Source organism: Gemmatimonas sp. UBA7669 (assembly GCF_002483225.1).
In the GTDB taxonomy this organism is placed as follows: domain Bacteria; phylum Gemmatimonadota; class Gemmatimonadetes; order Gemmatimonadales; family Gemmatimonadaceae; genus Gemmatimonas.
In genome coordinates, this window is record NZ_DLHL01000059.1 from 21,443 (window position 1) to 28,001 (window position 6,559).

7 protein-coding genes are annotated in these 6,559 nt (G+C 67.1%); 4 read left to right on the top strand and 3 right to left on the bottom strand.

Annotation, left to right across the window (positions count from 1 at the left end):
* Window positions 1-3 precede the first annotated feature (3 nt).
* On the bottom strand, window positions 4-708 hold the full coding sequence (locus tag B2747_RS18320) for a heme exporter protein CcmB (RefSeq protein ID WP_291164421.1): 705 nt from the start codon (window positions 706-708) through the stop codon (window positions 4-6).
* A complete protein-coding gene (gene ccmA / locus B2747_RS18325) occupies window positions 705-1,469 on the bottom strand; it encodes a heme ABC exporter ATP-binding protein CcmA (protein ID WP_291164423.1) in 765 nt (254 codons plus the stop codon). Before ccmA ends, B2747_RS18320 begins: the two co-directional genes overlap by 4 nt.
* Before the next feature lie 112 nt (window positions 1,470-1,581).
* Here ccmA and acs point away from each other — a divergent pair, with 112 nt between their 5' ends.
* Window positions 1,582-3,546, top strand: a complete 1,965-nt coding sequence (gene acs / locus B2747_RS18330; protein WP_291164425.1) for an acetate--CoA ligase — start codon at window positions 1,582-1,584, stop codon at window positions 3,544-3,546.
* A gap of 141 nt (window positions 3,547-3,687) precedes the next feature.
* Complete coding sequence (locus tag B2747_RS18335) at window positions 3,688-4,092, top strand: hypothetical protein (protein WP_291164428.1); 405 nt, start codon at window positions 3,688-3,690, stop codon at window positions 4,090-4,092.
* A 7-nt stretch (window positions 4,093-4,099) separates the two neighbouring features.
* Here the strand turns inward: B2747_RS18335 and B2747_RS18340 are convergent, their stop codons facing one another.
* Window positions 4,100-4,822: a DsbA family protein gene (locus tag B2747_RS18340; RefSeq protein WP_291164430.1), complete on the bottom strand. Its 723-nt coding sequence runs from the start codon at window positions 4,820-4,822 to the stop codon at window positions 4,100-4,102.
* Window positions 4,823-4,990: 168 nt separating this feature from the next.
* On the opposite strand from B2747_RS18340, the gene B2747_RS18345 reads away from it, so the two are divergent.
* On the top strand, window positions 4,991-5,893 hold the full coding sequence (locus B2747_RS18345) for an alpha/beta fold hydrolase (RefSeq protein WP_291164432.1): 903 nt from the start codon (window positions 4,991-4,993) through the stop codon (window positions 5,891-5,893).
* 131 nt (window positions 5,894-6,024) lie between these two features.
* Window positions 6,025-6,288: a hypothetical protein gene (locus B2747_RS18350; RefSeq protein ID WP_291164435.1), complete on the top strand. Its 264-nt coding sequence runs from the start codon at window positions 6,025-6,027 to the stop codon at window positions 6,286-6,288.
* Window positions 6,289-6,559: the final 271 nt, after the last annotated feature.

The window sequence follows — 6,559 nt, forward strand, 5'->3', positions numbered from 1 at the left end:
ACGCTACTCCTCGATCGTGAACGGAAAGACGGCCACACAGGCCGACACGAAGACCAGATCGAACGCCACCAACACCTTGAGCCAGGCCGCCGCATCCGATGCCGGCAGCCCGCGCAGAATGACCGCCGAGGCCTGCGCCGCCGGCAGCACCAGCGGCACGAAGAACGGCAGCGTCATCATGGGCAGCAGCAGTTCGGCCAGTCGCGTGTTGGATGCAACCGCCGCGAACAGGGTGCCCACCGCCGCGAGCCCCAGCGACGCCAGCAGCAGGATGACCAGCAGCAGCAGCCAGGCCCCACCCACCGGAAGATCGAAGAACAGCACGACCGCCGGAAGCGTCAACAGCTGAATGCCGCAGACGAACACCAGGTTGCCGAGCACCTTGCCGGCAAACACCGACTCCCGCGACACCTGGCTGGCCAGCAGGCCGTCGTAGGCCCGTTCGGCCAGTTCCAGTCCGAACGAGCGGTTGAGTCCCAGCAGGCCCGAAAACGTGAAGATCACCCAGAGCACTCCCGGCGCCAGATCCATGGCCGGGATGGCGGTAGGGTCCCAGGTGAATCGGAAAATGACCACCGACAGCACCGCAAACACCGCGGCGGCCAGAAAGGCGCTGCGCGTGCGGAACTCGATGAGCAGATCCTTGCGCGCAATGCGCCAGGCATCACGCAGAAATGACGGCGGAAGCGCCGGCGACACCGCACTCACGCCGTCAGTCCCTCGTGCACCAGATCGCGATAGCGACGCTGGAAGGCGGCGAGATCAAAGCCCTCGGGCGGCGCCGGCTCGTCGTGCACAAAGGCGCCGTCGCGCATGATGACGGCCCGCGACGCCAGCGTCAGGCCTTCGACGAGGTTGTGCGTGACCAGCACCAGCGTGGCCCCTTCGGCCTTGAGCGCGCGCAGCGCCTGCGTGAAGGCCAGCGCCCCCACTTCGTCGAGCCCGGTGTAGGGCTCGTCCAGCAGCACGAGCCGCGGGCCGTGCACCAGCGCGCGCGCGATGCTCACCCGCTGCTGCAGACCACGGCTCAGGAAACGCACGGGCATGTGTTCCCGGTCGCGCACCCGCAGCAGCTCGAGCACCCGAGTGGTGGCCGCGGCGGCGTCGGGCACGCCCTGACACTCGGCGGCAAAGTGCAGGTTCTCGCGCACGGTGAGCGCCGGGTAGAGCATGCTGTGGTGACTGATGAGCCCCACCAGCCGACGCGTGGCCCCGGAGCCGGGCAGCGGTGTGCCCATGAGCGTGACCTGACCGCGGGTGGGCTTGAGCAGCCCCCCCAACAGGCGCAGCAAGGTGGTCTTGCCGGCTCCATTGGGCCCAAAGAGGGCCAGACATTCCCCGGCGCCGAGGGCCAGCGACACCTCGTGGACCGCACGCCGACGACCGAAGGCCCGCACCAGGCCGTGCGCCTGCACGGTGGCATCGGGGGACGCGAGAGTGGTCGCGCCGGTTTCGTCGGGCATCGGCATCGCTCTACATTAGCGGGTGGGGTGCACGCACGCGACCGACACTGAGGGCGCGCGCGTGCCCCTGATGTCTCCATTGCCGGCCCATTCGGCGCCTCCCACCCGGTCCGCCATCATGAGCGATATCGACGTCCTCCTGCAGGAGCACCGTTCCTTTCCGCCGTCCGACGCCTTTCGCGCGGCCGCGCACGTGGCCACGCCGCGCCTGCACGAGGATGCGGCCCTCAATCCCGAGCAGTTCTGGGCGCGTGAAGCGGCCACGCTGGACTGGATGAAGTCCTGGGATTCGGTGTGCGAGTGGACGCCGCCGCATGCCAAGTGGTTCCAGGGCGGAAAACTCAATGTGTCGGTGAACTGCGTGGACCGGCACATCCATGGCCCGCGTCGCAACAAGGCCGCCCTCATCTGGGAAGGCGAGCCCGGAGACCGACGCACCTGGACCTACTGGGACCTGTACCGCGAAGTGAATCTCGCGGCCAACATGCTCAAGAAGCTGGGCATCAAGAAGGGCGACCGCGTCGCCATCTATCTGCCCATGATCGCCGAGGCGGTCATTGCCATGCTGGCCTGCGCGCGCATCGGCGCCATTCACACCGTGGTGTTTGGCGGCTTCTCGCCGGAGTCGCTGCGCGACCGCATCAACGACTGTGGCTGCAAGCTGCTCATCACCGCCGATGGTGGTTATCGCCGCGGGCAGATGGTGCCGCTCAAGCGCAACGCCGACGAAGCGCTCAAGGCCTGCCCCAGCATCGAGAACGTGCTCGTCATCATGCGCCGCCGCAGCAGCGTGGGCGACGAAACCTTTGCCGAGATGCAGGACGGCCGCGATCACTGGTGGCACCGTCTCAAGCGTCAGGTGCCCAAGTACTGCGAACCCGAGCCCATGGACGCCGAGGATGTGTTGTTCATCCTCTACACGTCGGGTACGACGGGCAAGCCCAAGGGCATCGTGCACACCACGGGCGGCTATCTCACCGGCGTGGCCTCCACGACCAAGTACGTGTTCGACCTCAAGGAAGAAGACGTGTACTGGTGCACGGCCGACATCGGCTGGATTACGGGACACTCGTATCTGGTGTACGGCCCGCTGGCCAATGGCGCCACCTGCATCGTGTACGAGGGCGCGCCCGACTGGCCGGACAAGGACAGGTTCTGGCAGATCTGCGAACGCTACGGCGTGACGATCTTCTACACGGCACCCACGGCCATTCGCGCGTTCATGAAGTGGGGCACGGCCTACGTGGAGAAGCACGATCTGTCGCAGCTGCGCTTGCTGGGCTCCGTGGGTGAGCCCATCAATCCGGAGGCGTGGATCTGGTATCACAAGACCATCGGCAAGGAACGCTGCCCCATTGTCGACACGTGGTGGCAGACGGAAACCGGCGGCATCATGATCTCGCCGCTGCCCGGCGTGACCGCCACCAAGCCCGGTTCCGCCACCGTACCCTTCCCCGGCGTGCATGCCACGCTGCTGGACACGCAGGGCAACGAGGTGCAGACCGGTGGCGGCCTGCTGGCCATCACGCGGCCCTGGCCCAGCATGCTGCGCACCATCTGGGGTGACGATCAGCGCTACGTGGACACCTACTTCAGCAAGTGGCCCGGTCGCCCCGACCTCTACTTCCCCGGTGACGGCGCCAAGCGCGACGACGACGGGTACCTGTGGATTCTGGGCCGTGTGGACGACGTGCTGAACGTGTCCGGTCATCGCATCGGCACCATGGAAGTGGAAAGCGCGCTGGTGGATCACCCCTCGGTGGCCGAGGCGGCGGTGGTGGGCAAGTCGCATGAGCTCAAGGGGCAGGCCATTGCCGCGTTTGTCACGCTGCGCGCCGGCTTTACGCAGAGTGCCGCGCTGCGCGACGAGTTGCGTGAACATGTGGCACTGAAAATCGGCGCCCTGGCGCGGCCCGACGACATTCTCTTCAGTGCGGACCTGCCCAAGACACGTTCGGGCAAGATCATGCGCCGCCTGTTGCGTGACATTGCCGAGGGCCGCGCGCTGGGTGACACCACCACGCTGGCCGACCCCAGTGTGGTGAACTCGCTCAAGGCGCAGTACGAGGCCACGGAGTCCTGAGGCCGAGACCGGTCGTTATGGCGCAGCCCGGCGGGCGACGCGCGTAACGGACGGGCAATTCTTGACGAAGTGTGCAGCCGCTGTGACACCGGTCACGAACGAAACTCGTGGCCGGTGAGTATCGTCAGGAAGCGTATGTCGATGCTGAATCGCCTGTTCCCCGAATCCCTGTTTCCCCGCAAGCTCTCGGCCGATGCCGAGCAGCGCGTGCGGCTTGCGCAGGCGCGTGCCGAAGAAGCGCTCATTCGCACGCACGTGGAGAATGCGCTGCATTTCGTGGACACGCTGGCGCCGGAAATCGGCTACGAGCGGGCGCTCGACATTTATGTGCGCGAACTGACGCTGCCCGATCCGCTGGCGTCGGTGGTGGTGACGCGCGCGCTGGTGGCGCTCGGCGAAGGACTGCGGCCGACGAGCGAGCGTACGGCAAGCGAGCGTGTGGTGACCGGCGACCCGCAAAACAACGCGCCGCCGGTCATGGAACCGGCGGCGCCAACTGCGGCCCTTCGTCTGGCTGAAGCCGCCGCGCGACGGCGGCAGGCGTAACGCGCGCTTACTTGTCGGCGGCGGGTGCAGCCGCAGGCGCGGCCGCGGGGGCTGCGGCGACCAGCGAGTCCACGATCTTCTTGATCTGATCGGCCGTGAGGCCACCCGCGTAGATGCGGTTGTTGATCATGAGCGTGGGCGTGGATCCGACGCCGCGCTCCGTGCCCATCTTCGCGTTGGCCTGGATGCGCGGCAGATGCTTCTGCGTATCGAAGCACTCCCCGAAGGCCTTCATGTCGAGCCCGAGCTGCTGTGCGTAGCTGTCCATGAACTTGCGCGGATTGCTCGTGGCCTGACCGTTCCAGTCGTACTGCCCGGCAAAGATCAGGTCGTGCATTTCCCAGAACTTGCCCTGATCGCTCGCGCAGGCGGCCGCCATGTGCGCCGAAATGGTGTTCGGGTGAATGGACGTGAGCGGGAAGTCGTAGAAGCGGAAGTTGGCGAGGCCGGCATCGATGATGCGCGACTTGATATCGGGACCCTGCAGGGTGGCGAACTGGCCACAGCCCGGGCATTCGAAGTCGGCGAACTCCGCGATGGTGATGGGTGCATCGGGATTGCCACGCAGATAGCCCTGGGCCTCGGGCAGCGGCGCGCCGGGCGCGGCCTCGATGGACACCGGCTTCTTGGTCATGCTGGTCCAGATGCCGGCGCCGCCGGCAATCAGGATGATGCCGATGACGGCGAGGAATCCGGTGTTCGACTTCTTCTTGGGCGAAACCTTGGCCACGCGTGCTCCTGGTGCAGACCGGCCGGGCCGGTGCTTCGGTGGGGAGATGCACTGCGAGCCTCGCCATGCGAGCCCCGCAGCGCCAGACAGGCTGCGTGGAAACTAGGCAACGCGCAGCCCTTGGCGCTATCCTGACGCCATGCTCCGGCGGCCTGCTTCCTGTCACGCATGTACACCGATCACCTCTACGTTCCGCTGACCGGCGCGGCCCCCGGGCAGTCGCTGCATGTGGAGCGCACGGGCTACGGCGGCGCGCCCGTGGTGCTGCTGCATGGCTTCGGCACCAGCACCTTTCTCTGGCGCCAGGTCGCGCCCCGTCTCGCCGAGCAGGGAGCGACGGTGCTGGCCATGGATCTGCTGGGCTTTGGGGAGTCGGTCTCGCCCGGTGAGCGCGGCACCAGTCCCGCGGATCAGGCAGCCCACGTGGAACTGGCGCTGCTGGCGCTGCGGGCGGCACCCGGCATGGTGGTGGGGGTGGGGCTGGGCGCGCTGGTGGCCCTGCTGCTGGCGCTGCGCGCACCCGACCGCGTGCAGCGCCTGCTGCTCGTGGATCCGCTGGACCCGGACGATCTGCCGGGACCGGCCGTTCGCCAGCTGCAGCGCAGCACCGTGACCGCGGCGCTGTCGTCCCACAGTCTTTTTGGCGCGAGACCGCTGCTCGAGCCGTTTCTGGCGCGTGCCATGCCCGAAGGCCAGGCGTTGACCGATCTGGTCCTGGCGCGGCATCTGGCGCCCTTTGTGGGGCCCGACGGTGCCGGGCGCCTGCTGCAACTGGCCAGCGGCATCACGCTGGACGAAACGTCACGCGTGGCGCTCGAGGGCCTGCGCACCGAGGTCCTGCTCTGGTGCAGCGCGCGGCCCGGAGGCGCGTCGGAGGATCGCGCTGCCGCCGGCCGCCGTCACTCGGGTGACGCGGAAGACGGCTCACCGGTTGAGAGGATAGCGCGCTGGCGGGCGCTGCTGCCGGGCTGCCGTCTGGTTCCCGTGGTGGCCGGCACGCCCGCCGGTGAGCTGGTTCCCGAGCTGGCGCCTGCGGCATTGGCGTCAGCGATTGAGGCCTGGATGCCGTAGAAGAGGTGTCGGCCCATCCGACGATGTGGCAAACGGCGTTCCGCCCCTAGGATCCGGGTGTCTCATCAGTTAGCTTTTGTATGCTGTACCGGAATCGCCGGTCAGCGTGTTGGACGCACTACCCAGAGGAAATGGCCAAGCCCAAGCTTCGTCCGCGTCGTGACGCCATGGTGCCCTCTCCGTATCAGGAGGCCCGTGACGAGATGTTCCAGCAGATCATGCAGTGCGGGGTGATCGGATGTCACCCGGTAGACCAGAAGGAGTGGTTCGACAACACCATGGTTTACCTGCAGGATCGGTACCCTGAGCTCAAGGCGAACGAGTTCGTCGAGCTGCGTACCCTTGGCGAGCGCTTTGCGCAGCCCGCCAAGCGCCAGGAAGTCGCCGCGGTCTGATCGAAGACCCATAGCAGGACCCGCAGCATGGAAACGCGTCGCCGAAGAGGGCGGCGCGTTTTTCGTTTTGGCCCCGACCCCGACCCCAACCCCAACCCCACACACTGCTGCACTGCAGGACTGCCAGCACCGCCGGCCCTACGAGTCACTGCTGCTCTGCTGGCCAGAGCGCCTGGCAGTACCAGGGGCGGAGGGTGCCGCAGCTGAGGCGTTGAAAGCAGCAGAAACAGCAGGTGCAGCAGGAGCATCGGAAGCAGCGGGAGCAGTTGAG